19 protein-coding genes are annotated in these 18,817 nt (G+C 63.0%); 14 read left to right on the top strand and 5 right to left on the bottom strand.

Translation table 11 applies throughout. From position 1 onward, the window contains the following. Positions 1 to 65: 65 nt before the first annotated feature. From QN345_RS01765 to QN345_RS01755, 3 genes are read right to left on the bottom strand one after another with little or no spacing between them, the layout of a single operon-like run. Positions 66 to 707, bottom strand: coding sequence for a DUF3560 domain-containing protein (locus tag QN345_RS01765; protein ID WP_323508413.1), 642 nt, complete (start codon positions 705 to 707; stop codon positions 66 to 68). A gap of 3 nt (positions 708 to 710) precedes the next feature. Then, entirely contained in the window at positions 711 to 1,001 is a 291-nt protein-coding gene (locus tag QN345_RS01760) for a hypothetical protein (RefSeq protein WP_323508391.1), read from the bottom strand. Next, entirely contained in the window at positions 1,001 to 1,189 is a 189-nt protein-coding gene (locus tag QN345_RS01755) for a hypothetical protein (protein ID WP_322140508.1), read from the bottom strand. The genes QN345_RS01760 and QN345_RS01755 overlap by 1 nt, the downstream gene beginning before the upstream one ends. A gap of 516 nt (positions 1,190 to 1,705) precedes the next feature. Between QN345_RS01755 and QN345_RS01750 the strand changes: the two genes are divergently transcribed. After that, entirely contained in the window at positions 1,706 to 2,422 is a 717-nt protein-coding gene (locus tag QN345_RS01750; protein ID WP_323508390.1) for an HAD-IA family hydrolase, read from the top strand. Positions 2,423 to 2,923: 501 nt separating this feature from the next. Next, the gene (locus QN345_RS01745; RefSeq protein ID WP_323508389.1) at positions 2,924 to 3,271 is read left to right on the top strand and encodes a hypothetical protein; all 348 of its coding nucleotides are present in this window, start codon (positions 2,924 to 2,926) and stop codon (positions 3,269 to 3,271) included. 2,980 nt (positions 3,272 to 6,251) lie between these two features. Here QN345_RS01745 and QN345_RS01740 read toward each other — a convergent pair. After that, positions 6,252 to 6,563: a hypothetical protein gene (locus QN345_RS01740; protein ID WP_323508388.1), complete on the bottom strand. Its 312-nt coding sequence runs from the start codon at positions 6,561 to 6,563 to the stop codon at positions 6,252 to 6,254. A gap of 652 nt (positions 6,564 to 7,215) precedes the next feature. On the opposite strand from QN345_RS01740, the gene QN345_RS01735 reads away from it, so the two are divergent. The 12 genes from QN345_RS01735 to QN345_RS01680 all read left to right on the top strand — a co-directional run bounded on the left by QN345_RS01735 (position 7,216) and on the right by QN345_RS01680 (position 18,515). Continuing rightward, positions 7,216 to 8,079 (top strand): hypothetical protein, encoded by an 864-nt coding sequence (locus tag QN345_RS01735; RefSeq protein ID WP_322140501.1) that lies wholly within the window; start codon positions 7,216 to 7,218, stop codon positions 8,077 to 8,079. A gap of 13 nt (positions 8,080 to 8,092) precedes the next feature. Continuing rightward, on the top strand, positions 8,093 to 8,425 hold the full coding sequence (locus tag QN345_RS01730) for a hypothetical protein (RefSeq protein ID WP_322140500.1): 333 nt from the start codon (positions 8,093 to 8,095) through the stop codon (positions 8,423 to 8,425). A gap of 23 nt (positions 8,426 to 8,448) precedes the next feature. Beyond that, positions 8,449 to 9,162, top strand: a complete 714-nt coding sequence (locus QN345_RS01725) for a hypothetical protein (protein WP_322140499.1) — start codon at positions 8,449 to 8,451, stop codon at positions 9,160 to 9,162. A gap of 62 nt (positions 9,163 to 9,224) precedes the next feature. Beyond that, positions 9,225 to 10,640 carry a hypothetical protein gene (locus QN345_RS01720; RefSeq protein WP_323508387.1) on the top strand — a complete coding sequence of 472 codons (1,416 nt, stop codon included), beginning with the start codon at positions 9,225 to 9,227 and terminating at the stop codon, positions 10,638 to 10,640. 4 nt (positions 10,641 to 10,644) lie between these two features. Further along, entirely contained in the window at positions 10,645 to 12,354 is a 1,710-nt protein-coding gene (locus QN345_RS01715) for a hypothetical protein (RefSeq protein ID WP_323508386.1), read from the top strand. Then, positions 12,351 to 13,880 (top strand): ATP/GTP-binding protein, encoded by a 1,530-nt coding sequence (locus QN345_RS01710; RefSeq protein WP_323508385.1) that lies wholly within the window; start codon positions 12,351 to 12,353, stop codon positions 13,878 to 13,880. Before QN345_RS01715 ends, QN345_RS01710 begins: the two co-directional genes overlap by 4 nt. An 18-nt stretch (positions 13,881 to 13,898) precedes the next feature. Beyond that, positions 13,899 to 14,957 (top strand): hypothetical protein, encoded by a 1,059-nt coding sequence (locus tag QN345_RS01705; protein ID WP_323508384.1) that lies wholly within the window; start codon positions 13,899 to 13,901, stop codon positions 14,955 to 14,957. Continuing rightward, positions 14,957 to 15,394, top strand: a complete 438-nt coding sequence (locus tag QN345_RS01700; RefSeq protein ID WP_322140494.1) for a hypothetical protein — start codon at positions 14,957 to 14,959, stop codon at positions 15,392 to 15,394. Before QN345_RS01705 ends, QN345_RS01700 begins: the two co-directional genes overlap by 1 nt. 79 nt (positions 15,395 to 15,473) lie before the next feature. Next, entirely contained in the window at positions 15,474 to 15,728 is a 255-nt protein-coding gene (locus tag QN345_RS01695; protein WP_323508383.1) for a hypothetical protein, read from the top strand. Positions 15,729 to 15,827: 99 nt separating this feature from the next. After that, positions 15,828 to 16,334, top strand: coding sequence for a hypothetical protein (locus tag QN345_RS01690; protein ID WP_322140492.1), 507 nt, complete (start codon positions 15,828 to 15,830; stop codon positions 16,332 to 16,334). Then, the gene (locus QN345_RS01685; RefSeq protein WP_323508382.1) at positions 16,331 to 18,040 is read left to right on the top strand and encodes a TraM recognition domain-containing protein; all 1,710 of its coding nucleotides are present in this window, start codon (positions 16,331 to 16,333) and stop codon (positions 18,038 to 18,040) included. The genes QN345_RS01690 and QN345_RS01685 overlap by 4 nt, the downstream gene beginning before the upstream one ends. Beyond that, positions 18,033 to 18,515: a DUF4913 domain-containing protein gene (locus tag QN345_RS01680; RefSeq protein ID WP_322140490.1), complete on the top strand. Its 483-nt coding sequence runs from the start codon at positions 18,033 to 18,035 to the stop codon at positions 18,513 to 18,515. Before QN345_RS01685 ends, QN345_RS01680 begins: the two co-directional genes overlap by 8 nt. Before the next feature lie 34 nt (positions 18,516 to 18,549). Here the strand turns inward: QN345_RS01680 and QN345_RS01675 are convergent. Further along, a partial coding sequence (locus tag QN345_RS01675; protein ID WP_323508381.1) for a Tn3 family transposase occupies positions 18,550 to 18,817 on the bottom strand: 268 nt, incomplete at its 5' end.

Below are 18,817 nucleotides of genomic sequence, written 5' to 3'. Positions count from 1 at the left end.
TGGGGGAGTGTGAGGGGGTGCTCCCTCACGGCCGGCCCGTGGGTGGGCCGGCCGTGGCGGCGTGTTTACTCGGGCCGCACGAGCTGCTGAATCTCGGCATACGGGGCGGTGTCCGTCCACGTGTAGCCGGTGGTGACGCTGACCGTTTTGGCGTTGGCGCGCACGACTTCGCGCCACTGGCCGCGGATCTTCACCCGGTCTCCCTTCTTGACCGTGGAGCGGTCGTAACCGGTGGCCGTGCCGCTCTCGACCTGGGCGGCGCGCACGGCCTCCCAGTAGACAATCTGGTCGCGCTTCTCCTCGATGTGCGGTGCGAGGCGCGCCGCACGGGCCTGCATCTGCTCGGCCGTGGCGTCGATGTAACCGCGTGTGTCGTCGTAACACTGCGCGATTATGCGGCGCTCAAGCTTGCGGAGCTCAGCGCCCAACGTCTGGATGCGGTTGGCCACGGTGACCGGGTTGTAACGGGCGGTGGTGGTGTGGGTGGCCGCGTCGGCGCGAGCCTGGGCGGTGGTGGCGTCTTCGCTGGCCACGATTGATTTGCGCATGGCGTTATCTGCTGTGGCGATCGCGTTGCGGTGGCGTACTTCGGAGTGGTGGCCAACCTTGATCGGCTCGCCTCCCTCGGGCAGCCGGTCCAGCGCTGCGCGTGCATTGGTCCAGGCGGCATCTTCGGCGCGGCTCTTGCTCTCTGCCTTGGCGGCCAGGGCTTATACCCGGTCGGCCTGACGCTCGATCTTTCCGGCCTCGACCTCGGCGGTCGTGCGGTGGGTGTTGTCGATTTCGGTTTCGACCTCGAATCCCGCCGCTTCTAGTGCCGCCTTGGTGCGGGTGATGGTGTGCAGCTTGGGCAGGCGGTCGCGGGACTGGGGGACGAACCAGGCGTTGATGCTGCGCCCCCAGCGCCATCCGGCGGCCTTGAGAACCTCGGCGGTTCCGTCGCCCCGGCTGGTGCCGGCGATCAGGGTTCCGGCTTCGTGGGTGTGGGTGATGGTGAGCATTAGCGGGTTCCTCTCGGGGTTGTGCAGGCGTTGACGCGGGAGCCGTTCGGGGTCATGACGATGACGAATCGGCTTCTGGGGTTGGGGTAGCTCTGGCTGTTCCAGAACGTCGACATGTCGGCGCTGCTGAGCAGGTTGTCGGCCCCGAGCACTCCGGGAGTCAGGGGCTGAATCTGAGTTGTGAGCATGAATTTTTCCCTGGACCTAGGCGACGCTGTCGGCGTAGCGAGTGGCCGTGCAGGTTTCGCCCGGCTGAGTGTCTACGGCACCTTCGGAACGGCACCCACTGCAGGCACACCCGGAGGCATAGAGCTCCCGGGGATAGGTGTTCTCGTAATCGAAATCTGACTCGCTCATGGGTTCTCTTTCCTTCGTGAACAACTGTTTTTTTGCCCTATCTGGCAAGAGAAATCGAGAGCGACCGGGAGTGCTGTAGTGCGCGGGTTCTCGGGCGAAATAAGCCCGCAGGGCGCGTCCGAGGACCCGGGTGACGTAAGGCACGGAAGGGAGCTACGGTGAAACGCCAGAAAGGACAAAAAGGCCCATTGGACAGTGCCGTGCAGCGGCTCCAATTGCTCGTGACGGCATCACCGTCACGGTTTCGAGACTGGTATCACGGTGATATTCCGCCCCGGGGGAGCGCGAAGGGGGGAGAATTGTGGGGTATCCGGGGCCGTGCACCGCGACTTCGGGAAAGGACACCCATGACCAACCTCACGGCCGAGCCGACCAAACCCCACACACCCCGCACCTCACCCGACAAAGAGAACACCCTCCTCGGACGGGTGTTTGAGGCGGTGTTGTTCGATAACGACGGGACGCTCGTGGACTCGACCAACGCCGTGAACCGGTCCTGGCTGAGCTGGGCCGAAGAAGCGGGCCTTGGCACGTCATTCCGGGGTGCCAGCCACGGGGTACCGGCCCGGCAGATGCTGGCCACGTTGATTCCGGCCGATCAGATCGACGACGCGGTCATCCGGTTGACCCAGATCGAACTCGCCGACACCATGGGCATCACGATCCTCCCCGGTGCCGGGCCCCTGCTCGCGAGCATCCCAGAGCACCGGCGGGCGATCGTCAGCTCCGCCACCCGAGAGCTCTGCCTCGTTCGCCTGGCCGCCGCGGGCGTCCCGACACCGGCGACCATCATCACTATCGAGGACACGGGCCGGGGTAAACCCTTTCCCGAACCATTCCTCGAAGCTGCCGCCCGCCTCGGGTTCGACCCGGCCCGCTGCCTCGTCGTCGAGGACGCACCGGCCGGCCTCGAAGCCGCGCGCGCGGCCGGCTGTGCCACCATCGGCGTCGAAGGAACCCATGACGCAGCCGACCTGGACGCCGATCTCGTCGTGGCCAGCCTGGACAAGTTGCGCATCGTCGTGCAGCACAACGGCGTCAAGTTCGAACTACTTCCCGAATAACGCCAGCCAATACCGAGAACACCGCAGGCACGCAAAAAAGCTACGGCGAACCACCAGATAGGCCAAAAACCCCACAATCAGTGCCGCAAAGCGACTCCAATTCGCGGCATGGGTACGGCGGCTGTGCCGTTATTCCGTCCCGGAAGGGGTGTGTGTCTGGTGGTGCCAGGCTCCGGCCGGTCGTACTAGAGCGTGAGTCCGTAACGCTTATTGGGCTTTGATGCCAAGAGGTGTTACGGACTCACGCTCCTGGGCATAGTCGAGCCCAGCTGATCCACACGATGGTGAAAAAGTCCACTAATCGGTGGGACATGACCGGCTCCGACCGCCCTGGATCCAATCGATCTCTCAATTTTTTAGTCGAACGGATTACTTCTAGACGAGCGCGAGAATTTGGATAGCCCACGTAATTTCAACCTTGTATAGTCATCGCGATAATCCCTATCGGTCCTAAATTCGATTGGAACGATTGATTTCCAAGATCCGACGTGAGGAGAACAGATGGGTCTGCTGAATTTTATGGAGAAAAGGAACTCCAACCGTGTGGTGGCGGCGCTCAAAAGCATGCTCCCGGAGCAAACACCGCAGGTTATGGATCTCCCGTGCCATCTGACGATCGAAAGACACACGGGGATCCGCGTCGGCACAACCGATGGCGGTGTGATCCTCCTCCACCGTTGCCAGCTGCACTGGTGGGTCCGCTTCATCGAATCACCCAACATCCCCGGTCTCAAAAGTTCGTTGGTCAACTCCATCATCCGCGGGCATGAATCCTTCCCATTCATGCCCGCGAATACCCGTCCCACTCAAGCAGCTACGACCATCGCTGCATCACTCGTGGATGACTAAATCTCCTTCAGCCGGCTCCCACACGGTCATGGACCCTTGAAGCAGCCCCCGAGTCTCTATACGGCCACATCACCCGTGGGCAAATCCAATGAACCAAGCACTACGTCCAACGGGACAAGCGTCATGAGTCGCTCCCTCGACAATGTTGACGGAGAGAGTCGAGCCGGTCCTAACAAGAATTATCCTCAACAAACGTGAGCGGTTACGCCGCCTCGCCCAGGTACTGCCACCGGTTCTCCGGATTGAGCACACCCGCACCCACCAACTCGAGCGCAGCACGGTGATCAGCACGATTCGTGCTGGCTCGCGGATACCTCGGCCATACCCGCTCACCGCGTGTGCTCGCCTCAAACAAAGGCCGGCTCGACACGTGCGGGCGCCTCGGCCGGCTCCTCGGGGCGGAATGCATCGTGGATAGTTCCGCTTGCCACCACGCCCACACGTCCCGCTCGATTCGATACCGCTCCGCCCGAGCCAACAGGGTTCCCAGCACGTTCAGCTGCGACGCGGCCTGGTTCCGGAGATCCTGCTTGGATCTGGCCCACCCATCACGGTGAACAACGAGGAGCTTATAACGCCGCAGACGACTAAGGATTGTGGCCGTATGCCGAGCCGTGACGCCCAGAAGACGAGCGGCGGAGTCAACAGTGAGACTCGGGTACTGGCGCAGGAGGGCATAAAGCTTCCCTGCCAGAGGCCCCAGGCCCCCGCGGGTGAAGAGATCATGTCGTTGGTCCGTGAGTTGCTCCTCCAGCACGGCCACTAGGTGGGTCCGGGTATTAAAGAGCTCAGCCACAGAACGACCCGGCGCTGACATGTTTTCGTGGGGGGGGCGGGGGTTATCTAATGGTTGTGACCGGACTGTGTCAGGGGCTGTGGATAACGTGGACGCTAGGCGCCATTCGGCGGCGTTGCCATCCTCGCTAGCACTGACCCGTTCGACATACCCAGCCTTGGCAAGGGCTAGGAGAGCCACTGCTGCGGTCGTACGTCCCAGGCCCCCCATCGGGCCCAGGTCCCGGATCGCGGCGGCCACAGTGCGCTTACCCGTCTGCAAGGTCAGGTAGGCCAGGGAACTGAGAATGGTCTGCTGATTGGAGGACGCCTCCGTGCGACCCCACCGGCCCGGGCTAACCCGGAACCGGGCCAGGAGAGCCTGAACGTCAGTCACGATCCCGTCCAGCTCCGACACGTCCTGCGGCTCCCGCACAGCCGGCAGCGGGCGCTGGAGCGCCGCGTACTGCTGAGCCTTATCCCACTGCCGGCCCAACCGGGCACGCGCCTCACCCGCGGCCCGGGGCCGACGGGAACCGCGCCCGGTGTTCTTCGTCCGGAAATGCTCCAAACCCGGTGCCGTCTTCACGGCGTGCTCCACGTCGGCCAGCTGCCAACCCGCGTTCGCCGCCGCCAGCAAACACATAAACCCCGTCCAGCTCGGGTTACTGCCCCCATCGATAGTGGCCATATGGGCGGTGCCAGCCGTACTCAGTCGCCGGTGCGACCGGTGGTGTGCGGTGACAGGTCCCGACGGGGCACTGTCCTCCGCGCGCAGGGAAGGCCTACGCGCCTCGAGCACCGCGGCCAAAGCGGCCAGGTCCGCGATCGTGGTTGACGGGGCGATCAAACTGTTCACACTCCCGCGCAACACGGTGGAACTGCTCCCATCCCGGTGCGGAGACAGGGGCGGCCGCGCCGCACCCGTGACAGCGTTGAGCAACATGCCATGGTCCAAACGGCGAAAATTCGCCCGCGCCGCACCCGCTACCGGGGCGACTGCGCCCTTCGAAGCGCCCTCTTGGAGCGCGATCCAAATATGACGGCCACCCGTCCCCGAGGACTGACACACAACATGCTCAATCGACAAAGCACCCAACAAGCCCGAAAGCACATCGCACTCATCGACGGCTTCCTCCATCAACTCAGGGTCGACGCCATGCTTGTCCTTGCCATCAAAGTCAAAACAGAGGACCCGGAATAATCCGGTCTCATCAGCCAGGTTCATCGCCCAAGGCGTCGTGGGTGCGAGGGGACCAACCCGATGAATCAGAGGGTAACTGTTCTCATCCACACGCCCATACGCATCGCGCTTCATCACACGAACCTGACCCCGCGGACTCATCCGACGCGTCAAAGCCCACGCTGACCACCCTTCGGAAGACACGCCAGACACGCCGGCCGCATTTCCGGGTGCATTTGTGGGTACTTGCGCTATGCTCTGTGACATAGAGAAACCTCCCGTGAGGGCTGTTGATCTGGATTAGCTCGAACCTCGGTGCCGGGAAGCGATGAGGGTTTGAGCTACGAAACTTGCAGTAGCCCGTCGTGAAAGCGACGGGCTCTTTCGTTTAAGCGGCTGGTATTGGTAGCTCCTCTAGTTGGGGACGGCCAATATCGAGGACGGGCAGTTTTCCACCCGTGTCGGCAAGATCGCGCAGTAGCGTTTGCATATAGAGCGCCTTAGCCGCTCCGCTGGCGGCGGCGGCTTCATTGACGAGAGCGAAGATCTCTGGGTCAACGCGCACCTGCAGAAGAACGGTCGGAGCGTTGACTCTCCGCCGTGCACGTCCGGGTTCCATCGCCATGCCAGTAAGGCTGGCAGAGGAGGGGATATTAATACATACCCTCCGCGGCGTGTTGGTATATTTCCGAGCAAGTAACTTTCGTATCCAACGGAAGGCTGCCCGAACTGCGTCAATAGCGGCCATCGGGTTCGATCCGACTTCCGGTAGAGGAGCCACGGTCGCGTCGACCTCAGGACGTGCCAGGCTGAAGCAACTCGTCCGGCCGAATGTAACGATATTCGAAGCATGGGTACTGGACCTAGCGCGCCCGCTGCCGGGCGGGACGCTAGACATCGTGGAACTAACTGAAGAGCGCCTTCCACTCTTACCGTGTAATTTTTTCCGTTTCGTGAGCTGATCTCCGCTGTGGCTCCGCTACGCCAGAAAAGGGCTGATTCAGGCTGGGCGTGGGGGAGTGGTTAGCCAAGGAGGTAAGCGACGGTGGCGCCGAGGTCGTCGGCGATTAGTTCGCGGCAGGCCCAGAACGTGGTCCTAGCCGGCCTGCGCTTGCTGCCCTCTGGGGCGTCGTCCTGGACGTAGCCGAGCCGGCCTAGGTCTTTCAGCGCTTCATGCACGGAGTTGCGAGACATGACGTCTTCCGGAATGAGGTCGAAAAGCTCGGTGTACGTGCGGGATTTTTTAAGAAGAATGCGCAACACGATCGCTCGTGTGGGGGCGGAATAGGCCTCATGGAAACGGTCGACCCGTTCGGGGGCATTGATTCCAGGCATGTCGTTCATTTTGTCGGAACTCCCAACGTTCTGGTGAGGGCTGAAGTAGGCGATGGCGGGGCGTTCATGGCCATATCCAACAAACATGGGCATCACGTTTGAGTGTCCGTGGCACATGGTATAAGCGACGTGGACCTCAGTCTGTGTCGGCACTTTGGGGGACACATGTTCAATTTCCCGGTGAAAAGGTAAAAGTTATATCCCCAACTTCGGGAATCACCCCCGTTTGGGTGGATTTTCGGCGTGAACATGGGACACTGGAGAGGAGGTCGGGGGACTGCTCTATCTCCCTCGAATATGTAAAAAAACTATTCGAGTAGGAGAATTTATGGCTGACAGCAGTCAAGGAAATGAAGGCACTGTTTTCGGCGGCGCTGCACGCGCAAGCCAGTACATCGAAGAGGACACCTGGAAGCGCCCACCAGAGGGGCAGGAACCAGCCGAGGAAACAGCGGAGCTGGACCAGTTCGAAGCCGACATCCCGGCTGTGTCACCACTCGTCGTCATCCCGCCGTGGTCATCGGCCGACGCCTTTGCGGAATCGTCCGTGCCGGCTGATTCAACATCAGTCCTGTTCGGGGGACCGGCAGCAGCATCGACTGCGACCGACTCGGGAAAGGCCACCACGGGTTTCCGCGGCGCTCTGGCCAGAATGGGGTTCCCGGTCAAGCCGAGCCCGGAGGAAGTGGAGGCCCGCCGTGTTGCGTCGGCGCGTCTGGCGGCTGAGACCGTGGTGCGGCAGGCGACGTGGACGCGCGCCGTTTCCGTCCTGGTGAATAACCCCAAGGGTGGGACGGGGAAGACGCCCACAGCGGTCATCCTCGCAGGTGTCATCGCGTCCATCCGTGGGGGATCAACGGCGGTCCTGGAAGTCTCCGACGATCCGGGAGCGCTGGGCTACCGGGCCGAAGGGAACCCGAAGCTGGGCTTGGGGGAGCTGGTGCGCGATATTGGCCAGGTCAAGACCGCCGGCCGGCTCCACGGATACACCGCCCCGCAAACGTCCTTTGCCGATGTGATCGCCTCGACTGGACGGCGGGATCGCCTCACCGGTGAGGCCGTGATCTCGCTCTGCAATGTCATCGATGAGTTCTACGGAATCCGCGTCATGGACTCGGGCAACGTCACCACCTCATCCGCTTTCCAGGGCGCGGTCTCCGTCGCCGATGTGCTCGTCATCCCGGTCATGAACGCCGGGGATTCGGTCCTGGAAGCGATCCAGCTACTCGAGGAGCTGCGCGCCGCTGGTGGCCAACCCCAGCGCCTGGCAGACACCGCGATCGCCATCCGGCTCACGGACGGCCGCCCGGAAAACAAAGCCGTCACCGATGAGGTTGCGCGTTTGCTGACTCAGGCCGGCGTTACGTCCCTGCACGAAGTTCCCTACGACGCTCACATTGCAGAGCGTCAGCAAATCACCCTCGCCAAGCTCGCTCCCGCGACACGTGACGCCTTCGCGGCCGCCGCGGCGGCCGTCGTCATTTCCCTCAAAAATACGGTCTCGACCGACCGTTGAAAGGCACACACCAATGAACGACCTGATTTACACCGCTCTCACGAACCTGCCCCTTTCCGTAGACAACCCCCTCAATGGGTTGATCCCCGATTTCTCGTTCGGCGGAGCACAGTTCACCCAGCTCTGGCAAAAGCTCATCACCGCCATTTGGGGAATCGCGATCCTCATATCCATCGTCTACCTGGCCCTGGGTTTGGTGAGCATGGCAGGCGCTTCCAGTGACGCCAACCCGAACCCGCAGCAGCACGCTCAAGGCCGTAAGAAAGCCCTGTGGGCAGCCGTCTCCCTGGCGGGACTCGCCGCTCTCGCACTGATCGTGGGCGCGATCCTCAGTTTCGTCGGCTAACCGCAACCCTTAGGAGGCGCAGCATGCGTATGTACACCAAATCCGGCCGCAGCCGGTGGCCCTATGTCATCGCCGCAGCCCTGGTCGTCGCCGTCGTAGCCGGCGGCATCGCCTACTCGGCCGCCCAACCAGGCGGCACATCCACCGCTGTGGCATCAAATGAACCGAGCACATCCGCACCCGCGACCGCGGGAACTTCCGGCGCGGGAGATGCTGATAACGGCGCAGCGCCTACCGGCTGCCTCGGCGGACAAGACCGCACCGCAGACATGGTCGTCGCCGCCCAAAAATCGGCAAAGCACACCTCATTTGGTGCCGTGGAAGTTGCCGCCTCCATCTATCGCTGGCTGTGGCAGTCTCCTCACCCCGCAGCAGCCGAAGCGAATGCGGTGAGCGCCGGAATTATGGCTAAATCGGCCAACGATTCTTTCAAGAACCTGGCGGCCAGCTATTCCGCTGCCCCGGATATGACCGGTGGGAAGGTGCCCGAAGGAACGCCGTATCACCTATCAACCACAAACGGACTGTGGTCGATATCTGAAGGAAGTGACGGCGACCAGGTAAAAGTAAACCTGGCTGCGGAATACGTGATCAACGGTGAACTCAGTTCCAGCAAAGTAGCAGTAATCAGTATGACCATGATTTGGGAAGCTGACAGCTGGCATCTCCTATCTGGAGGCACGCCCGACCAGGACAAGCTGGCCGCAGGAGGCAATCGCTTCACCGGAGGCTGCTGATGCCCGAAGGTGCAGTCGCCGCCGCAGGCGCAGGCTGCACGGATAACTTCATCGTTTGCGGCGTGAGTGACGCAGTCAACGGTGTGAGTGATGCTGTGAATGGTGTTGGCAATGCCGTCGGCGGCGCAGTCCAGACGGCCAAGGGATTCGCGGATTTCTGGTCGGACCCTGCGGGCAACTCGTTCCAGATGCTGCAGGACGGTGCCAAAGGGTTGTCTGATGACGTGTTGCCGGCGATCACGCATGCGACCCTGCCCGATCTGACGGCTGAGTGGTTCATCAGCTCATATCGAATCAGTTTCGGACTCGCCGTTTTCGTCCTCGCGTCGTTGCTCATCCCGCAGTTCGTTCGGACGGCGCGCGGGCAACAGTCGGGCCGTGACTTGGCGGAATCGTTGGGCTTGTACGCGCCCCTGTTCCTGGTTGGCGCAGCGTTCGGGCCAGCACTGGGCGCGGTCCTGGTGAAATTCTTCGGCTCCCTCTCGGACTCTCTCATAGCGTGGGGAATCAACACGTCCTCTCAAACGATCGTGGACAAGTTCTCCGCGATGTTGGGACAGGGCGATAAAGGAGCGGGCCTGGCCGGTGGCGCGATCGTGGGCATCATTTTGATGTTCTTCATGATTTGCGGGCTGCTCGTGGTGGTGTTGATCCTGATTGTGCAGCTCATCACGTTGTACTTCTCGGGGGTGTTGTTCCCCCTGGGGCTGGTGTGGATCGTTGATCCGACCAAACGTGCTTTCGGCTTGAAGATTTCTTACCTCTGGTTTGGCATTCTGGCGTCTCACCCACTGCTGTTTTTCATGCTCGCCATTGCCTATCAAATGGTTTCCAGCTCCATCGACGTGTTCGGTACCACTCCGACGCTTGAACGCACGGTGACGCTGGTGGTCTCGATTCTGGCGCTGCTGATCGCCGGCCTGTCGCCGGTGCTGCTGATGAAGTTCGCTCCGGTTCTGCCCATGGGCGGGGGTGGCGGCGCGCCAAGCGGCGGGGGCACGATCGGGTCCAGTTCCATGCAGCAAGCGGATTCCAAACTCAGCAACTCGGGCTCTAGCTCGACCTCTGACATTGGTGGCGAGAGCAGGGGCGGCGGTTCATCGTCATCGAGTGCCGGCGTCGCAAGTCCCTCCAGTGCTTTCGGCTCCAGCGGCGGAGGCGGCGAAGAGGAAGAGGCCAGCTCTTCGATCAGCGCCGCAATGAACGGCAGTACTGGTGCGGGAGGCGGTGGGAGTGCTGGCGTTGCGGCGGGCGGTACCGCTGCAGCCGCTGAGGGTGGTTTGGCGTCCGCGGGCGCGGCCGAGTCGGCAACGGGTGTGGGTGCTGTCGTGGGTGTTCCCACGATGGCTATGGCCGGCGCTCTCGCGGCGGGTTCAGCCGCCGCTTCAGCGACGAAGAGGACCACTGATGCGGTGGGCGCGGCCGCGGCAGAGCCAGTGGATGACCAGGACGCGCACGAGCGCTATGGAAGGACTTGACCTCATGAGTAACACCAGAGAGAGTGCGATTCGCTACCTCGGCGGCGAAGCGGGTCACCGGTCCTTCTTCGGCGGCACCTCCTCGAAGGGCCGCACCATTGGCCTGGCCGTGTTCATGGTGGGCGGCATCGTCGGTATGGCGCTGACTAGTTCCCTGGTCGTGCTCCTGATCGCGGCCGGCGGGGCCGGGGTGACCATGCTCGTCACCGCGCGCACACATCGGGGCACCATCGTTCAGCGCCGTGCGAAGCGGTCACGGTGGCGTTCACGTCAACGTCTGGGCACGGACGTGTACACGCCGTACGACGATGAGGAGTGGGCCCGGCTGCAGCAGCTCGCCATAACCGGAACCAAGGCAGAGAAGGCCGCCGCGTCCCGCGCCCTGGCTCAGATGAGGGCGAACCCGGACGGCGCCGACGGGATGGGCTGGTTGCAGTACGCCGCTAACCTACCTGGTATCGCCTGGCATGCCCCGATTGGGCAGCAGCCCTACCTCTCGGTCGCGTTCAGCGTTTCCGGGCAGCTTCGGGGGATGGAGACCGCACAGGCCCTCATGAGGGCGTCCGCGGGCTGGGGGCGGTTCTTGGCCCGCCGGGCCTCGCCGTCCTCGCTGATCAGCGACATTCAGCCGCTCACGCGCGTGCTGCCGCCGGACTCGGCCAGGCAGCAACTCTGGGTGACCAATCGTCTAGAGACCGAATCGGCTGAGCAGCCGTGGACCGACGCGCAGCGGGAATCCTTCTACGCGCAGACCAGGTCCTATGACCAGGTCATCCGCCGGGCCAGCGCGGACGCCATGGTGCAGCGGCACTACGTCGTCGTGTCCTGGCCTCTGACTCAGCAGTTCACTGATGCGGCCGAGAAGTTTGGTACGGGTCGTGACGCCTGGCGGGCTCTGATGGACGATGAGATCAGGGCTACTGTGCGCGGTCTGACAGACGCGCGTGAGGGGGACGTGGTCGCGTTGACGGCCAAGCAGACGGCCGCGCTGATTATTCACCAGCAAAACCCGAGCATGCCCATTGACCTGGTGCGCCAGGTCGAGCCAACACAGTTCGGGTTGGCCTCGCATGATGAGTTCTCGGCGCATGTGGTCGAGAGCTTCGATCCCACGTTCGTGCATCCGGGGGAGTCAGACGAGAACGCTCCGGCGGTGACCTGGTGGCACCGTACTGCGGCGATCCATGGGGAGAACCTGGCTGTTGCTGGCCGGTCTCCGTTGTGGAGCTTGGACTTGCTCATCGGGCGGGAACTGACGTTTGTCCGCACGGTTTCCTTCCACTTGCACTTGGTGCCCGCGGGTCAGGCTAAAGCCGCCGCGCGCGCGGACGTGGTGCGCGATATGGCTGGTGTTGTTGCTGACCAGGAGAAGGGGCGTTTGGTCTCTGACGACTCGACCACCCGCATGTCGGCCGCGCAGCGCCGCGCCGCGGACTTGTCCGCCGGGTCTCACCACCACGGCGTTTCCTGGGTGGGTTACATCACCATTTCTGCCGGTAGCCGCGACGAGCTCGCGCAAGCGTCCCGGCAGCTCGAAGAAGCCTGCTCAACGGGTTTAGGAATTGACCGTCTGGACTGGCAGGACTCCTTTCAAGCCGCGGCTTCTGGCAGCACTTGGCCGATTGGGCGCGGGCTCCGCGCTGACTCGGCGTCCTTCGCAACCCGCTTCATTGGCCGCCTGGCCGGCCGGAGCGAGAAAGAAGCTATCTCATGAGCAACACCCGAATCAAGACCAAGCCGGCCGCATCTGCCGCCGTCGAAGACGTGGATATGCCGCGCCGGCAGCCGCGCCTGGCCAAGATTCCGTTCCTGAAAATGTTCGTCCCGCCGGAGGCTTTGGCCCCGGCGCTGACCGGTACCGAGAGTGCGGCAACGGATGGAAGCCATGCGCCGCTAGACGTGACACCGTTTAGCCTGCCCGGTTCCCGGCTGCGCTCGTCGCCCTCCGCGGCCGCCCGCGGCTGGTACGCACCCGCCCTGGCTGGGGCGCCGACGACGACACGGCAGGCGGAGATTTTGAATACGGGCATCATCGGTGCCCCGACCGGGATCGAGGGAGTCGTCAACGGGACAGACAATCTGTCGTCGACGATGATCTGCCACGACGCACCGACCGCGTACAACATGACGCCTAGGCGTATCACCAGCCCTAACGTGCTGGTTTTGGGCACGGTGGGTTCTGGCAAGTCATCGTTCACCAAAACGGTGATGGTCATGCGGCCGTTGCTGCTGCGCAATCACCGTGCGGTGGTGTTTGACAAGAAGGACCAGGGCGGCGAGGGCGAATACTCCTCCGTGGCCCGCCGCTTGGGCGCAGAACCGTTGCGGTTCGACCCGGACGGTTCCGGCACCCGCTTGAACCTGATGGACCCCCTGATCGCGCAAGGCACGGGCCTGCAGGGCCAAATGCTGTTGATCAACGCGGTTGCGCGCATTGCCCGCAATGACCTGCCGGCTTCGGAGTGGGAAGAGAAAGCAACCCGCTTCGCCTTGCAGGAATTGTTTATCCAGCGGGACGTGGCCGGCACCACGCGTCCGGCCACCACGGCGGATTTGCTGCCGCATCTGGGCGACGTTCCGATGGATCAGCACCTGTCCGACCGTGCGAAGGAACGATTCCACCAGGCTGGTTTGTCGATCCGTTTCGGCCTGGAAAACCTGCTAGAAACCTACGCGGGAGTATTCGACGGCGAGACCAGCCGAAACGTTGACCTGGCACACAAGCTGACGATCTTCGACGTGTCCCAGCTCCCCGACGACGGCCCTGCGGTGCCCACGGTCATGGCGATCGGCAACATGTGGCTGATGGGCCGGTTGAGGGCCGAGCGCGGGTACATCACCAACGTTGTCTATGAAGAGGGCTGGCACATGATCGGCGGCCCGTCCGCTCGCCTGGTCAAAGCCAATCAGAAACTCTCCCGCTCCTTGGGTATCTCCAACGTGTTCGTGATGCACAAGGGCACCGACATTCCAGAAGACAGCCCCGGCTACACCGTTGTCCAGGAAGCACAGACGGTTTACGCGTTCCGGCAGGACCGCGACGAGGACGCCCGGTGGGTCACTCAGACGTTCAACTTCGCCCCGGATACCGCCGAGACGCTAATGAATTTGAACCCCGGAAACTGCGTGTTCAAGTACGGCTCCAACCCCGAAACGCACATGCGCCACGTCCGCTCCGATTGGGAAATTGACGTGACCAACACGGACGAGGCCATGGCCGCCGGCGCGGCGACGGCGTAACCGGGGGAGGGGAACATTATGGGGAAACTCGGGGGCGTTGCCCTACTGATCGCACTGGTGTTCGTCTTTAGCGGCATCGTGATCGTCACCGGCGGCGGGAAGAGTTCGTGCGCGGCCGCAGCGACAGCGAGCACGTCCGGCGGTACGGTGGCGGGGTATTCGGGTGACCAGCTCGTGAACGCCGCGGCGATCATGAATGCCGGCTCTGCCCGGGGCGTGAACGTTCAGGGTCAAACGTTGGCCGTGATGACGGCCATGGGGGAGTCAGCCCTGCGCAATATCGACTACGGCGACCTGGCAGGCCCGGATTCTCGGGGCCTGTTCCAACAGCGGGACACGTGGGGCACGCTGGCGCAGCGGTTGAATCCGACCGTGTCGGCCGGTTTCTTCTTTGAACGCCTGGTGAAAGTACCGAACTGGGAGACGTTGACGCCCACCGCGGCAGCTCACGCCGTACAAATCAACGCGGATCCTGACCATTACACGCCCTACTACGCGCCGGCGGGGGCTGTCGTGGCCGCTCTCGTGGGCGGCGACTCTGCCTGTGCGGCGTCAGCGGTGGGCGGCACCGCGCAGCAGCTCGCGGCCGCCCTGGTCGCCAAGATCGACGCGGGCAACATCACCGGGATCGCGCCCGACCACTTGAAAGAAATCCGTTGGATCGCCGCTGGCGAGGTCCACGCGAACTGCGGAATCAACCTGGCCATTTTGCAGGTCATCACCATTGCCGTCAGCACGTTTGGCAGCGTCGGGATCTCCGACATTAACCGGCTCTGCACCAACCAATACCTCGGCAACCCGGACAGCTCCCACTGGGCCAACGGTGGCGGCCACGCCGTGGACTTCTACTCCCTGGACCGCACCCCGACAACGGGCGCAGACACTAACGCAATCAAGCTCCTAAAAACCCTGCTACCCCTGATGCCTGAGGGCTCCGCCACAGGCCAGGTGCAGTGCCGTGCACAAGCGGGGACCTCTCTGGAGCTGGCGGGATTGCGTCAGTTCGAGGACACCTGCAATCACGTTCACGTGCAGGTTGATCCCGCCTTCACCGGATCCCTGAAAGCCGGTGCCTGATGCCGGATAAAACAACCTCGATCGCCAACCTCGCCAACGAAGAATGGACCATTACAAACACCGGGCACGACGTCGTCACCGTGGACCTGTGGCTGGACGTCGCGCTGCGCCGTCACACCGAGGACCTGGCGGGAATAACCACAGAGCCCGTGCAGGTGCTCTACCGGCTCGACGGCGTGGACATTGACGGCGACGTGTGCGCCGTGCGCTCGGTCCTGGACTGGTTGCACGAGGCCTACCGGGTCGCGAAAACGTACGACGTGACCACCCGGCCGGAGCGCTACGCCCTGCTGCAGCGCCTGGCCGAGAGCCGGGTGACGCCCTCAGAAATGGCCGTGATGACCGGCGTCGACGTGTCGATCGCGGAACGGTTCGCAGGAGCCGACAACGAAGCGCGCCTAGCACGCTCAATCCTGCACCGACTCAAGACCAGCTAACGAAGGGATCAACGATGAACACCGAGGATGAATGGGCCCCCCGCCCGGCTCTGAAAGTTGCACCGGCAAAGGCCAGCTCATGATGCGCATAAACGTGCTCAAACCGCAGCCCCCTGTGCCCCGCATCCCCAGCTCAGAAGAGTTCGCAGCCCTCGGCTACACCCTGGTCGGACTCGGCGTGCTGGGAGCGTTGGTGGCGGCAACCGTGTTCGTGGTCGTCACGGTGAAGCAGCGCCGGCGCACCACTGCCAACGTGCAGCGCTGGGCAATCATTACCGTCTTCGTCGGGACTGTGGGTGCGGCCGCCGGCTCCTTGGTGGTGCGACTTGCCTGAAACCGCGATCGCCACACGGTTCGCAGGAACCCACGACCAAACGCGGCCAGCGCGCTCGATCCTGCACCGACCTAAAACCAGCTAACGAAGGGACCAACCATGGATACCGAAGATGAATGGGGCCGCCTCGCGGCCCTCCCGGAAGCCGGCAACCGTGCCGGCGTCTATACCACCGGCGGAGATCTCCGCGCTCACGGTATCGACCCCCTCACTCTGGGCTTGGTAGACCTGGGAGCCGCGATCCGCCGTGGTGACGACCAGCTCGAAATCCCGTTCCTCTCCAACATCGCACTGAGCGTCATCGTTCCTGGGGAAGTACAACTGATCACAGCTAAGGCGAACTCGTTCCGCCGCGACCACCCGGTCATCGGAGCGGGAGTGTTCACCGACGATCACCCCGCGGACTGGTTGGAAACCCTGGCCACGTTCGATCAGTCCGTCCTCGTCTACGCACCACACGGGCCGCATCATTACTCCAGCTACGGGAAGTGGTTGAAGCACTGGCATATCGGTCTGCTCCCCGTGGCCTACCGCGTCGATTTTGACGACTTCTCAATGTTCCCGCCCGGCACAACCATCACCGTCAACCTGGATGACGGCGCGTGATCGACACCAAGGGCAAGTGGCTGACCGGGGTCCTGGCCGCCCTCATCCTGGGCGGGCTCTACCTCGCGGTACACGTCGGGGCAGCTCTCACCCCCACCGGCCACACCTACTCCTGGAACTTCTTCACACTCCTGGGCGATATGGTCCTCCGGGGCGCGCCCTGGCCGCCAGCAGCGACGGGGGCCTCTGTCGTCGCGCTGATTCTCGCACTGGTCGTGTTCGTGGGGCTCATGGCCTGGCTGGCGAGACGGGCCGCGAACAAGCGCGGCAACGCCGCAATCGCGCACATGGCCACCCGCAAACAGTCCGCAGTACTGCGCCAGAAAGCACGCACCAAGGAAGCCGCGCAGCTCCACCCGCACGCCGAGTCCCTGCCGGCAGGGCAGAGCGTGGGCCAGCTGATCGGGACGAAGAAATGGGTACTGCAGGGCTGGCGTGAGCTGGGCGTGTACGTGTTCGGGCCCGGACGCGGAAAAACGTCCGGCATCGTCATCCGGCACATGATCGAAGCACCAGGACCGGCGATCATGACCTCAAACAAGGTCGACGGCGTCCGCGAAACATTGGCCGGCAGGCATGACCGCGGCCGCGCGTTCATCTTCGACCCCAACCGCATCTACCGGCGGGACTTCACCCCCGATTTCATCTTCAACCCTCTGGACTACATCGAGAACGCGGCCGACGCCAAAGAGCTAGCCGCGATCTTCGAAGCCTCCACCCGGAAGGCATCGGATAGGGGCGGTGACGCCCAATTCGACACCTCCGGCCGGGACTTGCTAGCGTATTTTTTCCTGGCCGCAAAGCTGGAAAACCAGCCGTTGTCGATGGTCTATACCTGGATTGCACGGGGGCTGGGCAAGGACGTTCAAGCGATCTTGGAAGAGCACGGCAAGCAGGGACCGGCGGATGCCATAGCCGGAGTCATGCTGTCACCGGAAAAGACCCGGGGCAGTGTCTTCGCTACCGCGCAGCGCATGGCGTCCGCCCTCGCTGACGATGAGCTGCTGCTGTGGACTTCGACCGAAGGGATCCGCAGATTCCAGCCGGCGGAATTCATCACCAGCAGTGACACTCTCGTGCTGCTCTCCAAAGATGGTGAAGGCTCCGGCGGTGCCCTGCTGACGGCTCTGGTCCGGACGATTTGCAAGACCGCGCAGCGGGCCGCTGAAAGCAACGGTGGCCGCCTCACCGTGCCGCTGGTGATGGAGCTGGACGAGTGCGCCAACATCGTCAAGTGGCCTGAGCTGCCGTCGGTGTACTCGTACTACGGCTCCCTCGGGATCATCCTCAACACCTATTTCCAGTCCCGCGCCCAAGGAATCGAAGCGTTCGGCCGCGAAGGCTGGGGTACCCTCTGGGACGCCGCCTCCAACCGTGTCTTCGGTGGCGGTGTCCTGGACGACGAATTTCTCAAAACGATCGCCGCATTGATCGGTGAACACGACGAAATCACCTATGGCAGCTCCACCGGCCGTGACGGCGCTATGTCCACCTCGACCAACACCCGGAAGGTGAGCACGATGGACGTTGCCGCCCTGGCCGCTCTGCCCCAGTGGCGAGCGATCGTTTTCAACTCGAAGTCTCGTCCAGTGATGGTGCAGACCGTTCCCTGGTTCACCGATACTGCGTTGAAAGCCCGCGTCGCTGCCGGTAGTGCACCCGATAGTGCGGCCACGACACCCGAGAAAGTAGTAATCCATGAGTGAGGGTGATGTGACCGGTCTGACGGCGGAGGAAATAGATGCGCTCACGGACGACGAGCGCGATGCTGTGAACGACGAAACCTCCGAAGTGGCCGGCAATGAAGAAACCATAGATAACCGGGCCGCTTTTTTAGATTGGTTCGCGGAGCACTTCCGCACGGTCGAGGTAACCGATAGTCGCGAGTCCGCGCCGTGGTGCCCCGAGTGGTGGCTACACCCGGAAGTAAACGCCCGACTGTGGGCGCTGTTTCTGGCCCACCAGGAAGTGGCCACGAGCGAGTCGCTCGGGGCCCTGTCGGATTGGTGGCTGCGGCACTGGGACGCCCACCGAGCCGTCCTCTTCAACGGCCAGACTGGCCCGTTCAAAGACTGCTCCATGACCAAAGGCCATCTGACCCAACGAACCCGCAACACAAACATCGCTGCCATTGCCCCAGTTCTGCCTCCAGACGAATGGCAACCACCAGTAAGGCTATAGAGGGATGGCTTGTGAATTCGTGAACTATCCGACGCTAAGGGTTGGTGGGGTGTCGGAGAGGTCGGTAGCGGCCGGGCTTGTGGGTGGTGCGGGGCCAGGTGGAGTTGCCGGTGAGGTTGATGTGTTTCCGGCTCAGCGGTGAGAGGTAGCGCAGCAGTTCCGGTGCTGATGGTGCCTGTGTTTGCCCCAGGGCGGCGATGGCGCGGTCGAGGTAGACAGTGTTCCTGTTAACGCCAACCGAAAATAGGGCCACTTCTGCCAACTGAAAACAGGGCCACTCTCGTGTGGTTCTAGTGTGCCGT

This window comes from Cryobacterium sp. 10I1, from assembly GCF_035019805.1.
GTDB classification, from domain to species: domain Bacteria; phylum Actinomycetota; class Actinomycetes; order Actinomycetales; family Microbacteriaceae; genus Cryobacterium; species Cryobacterium glucosi.
This window is presented reverse-complemented; position numbering and strand designations above follow the sequence as displayed.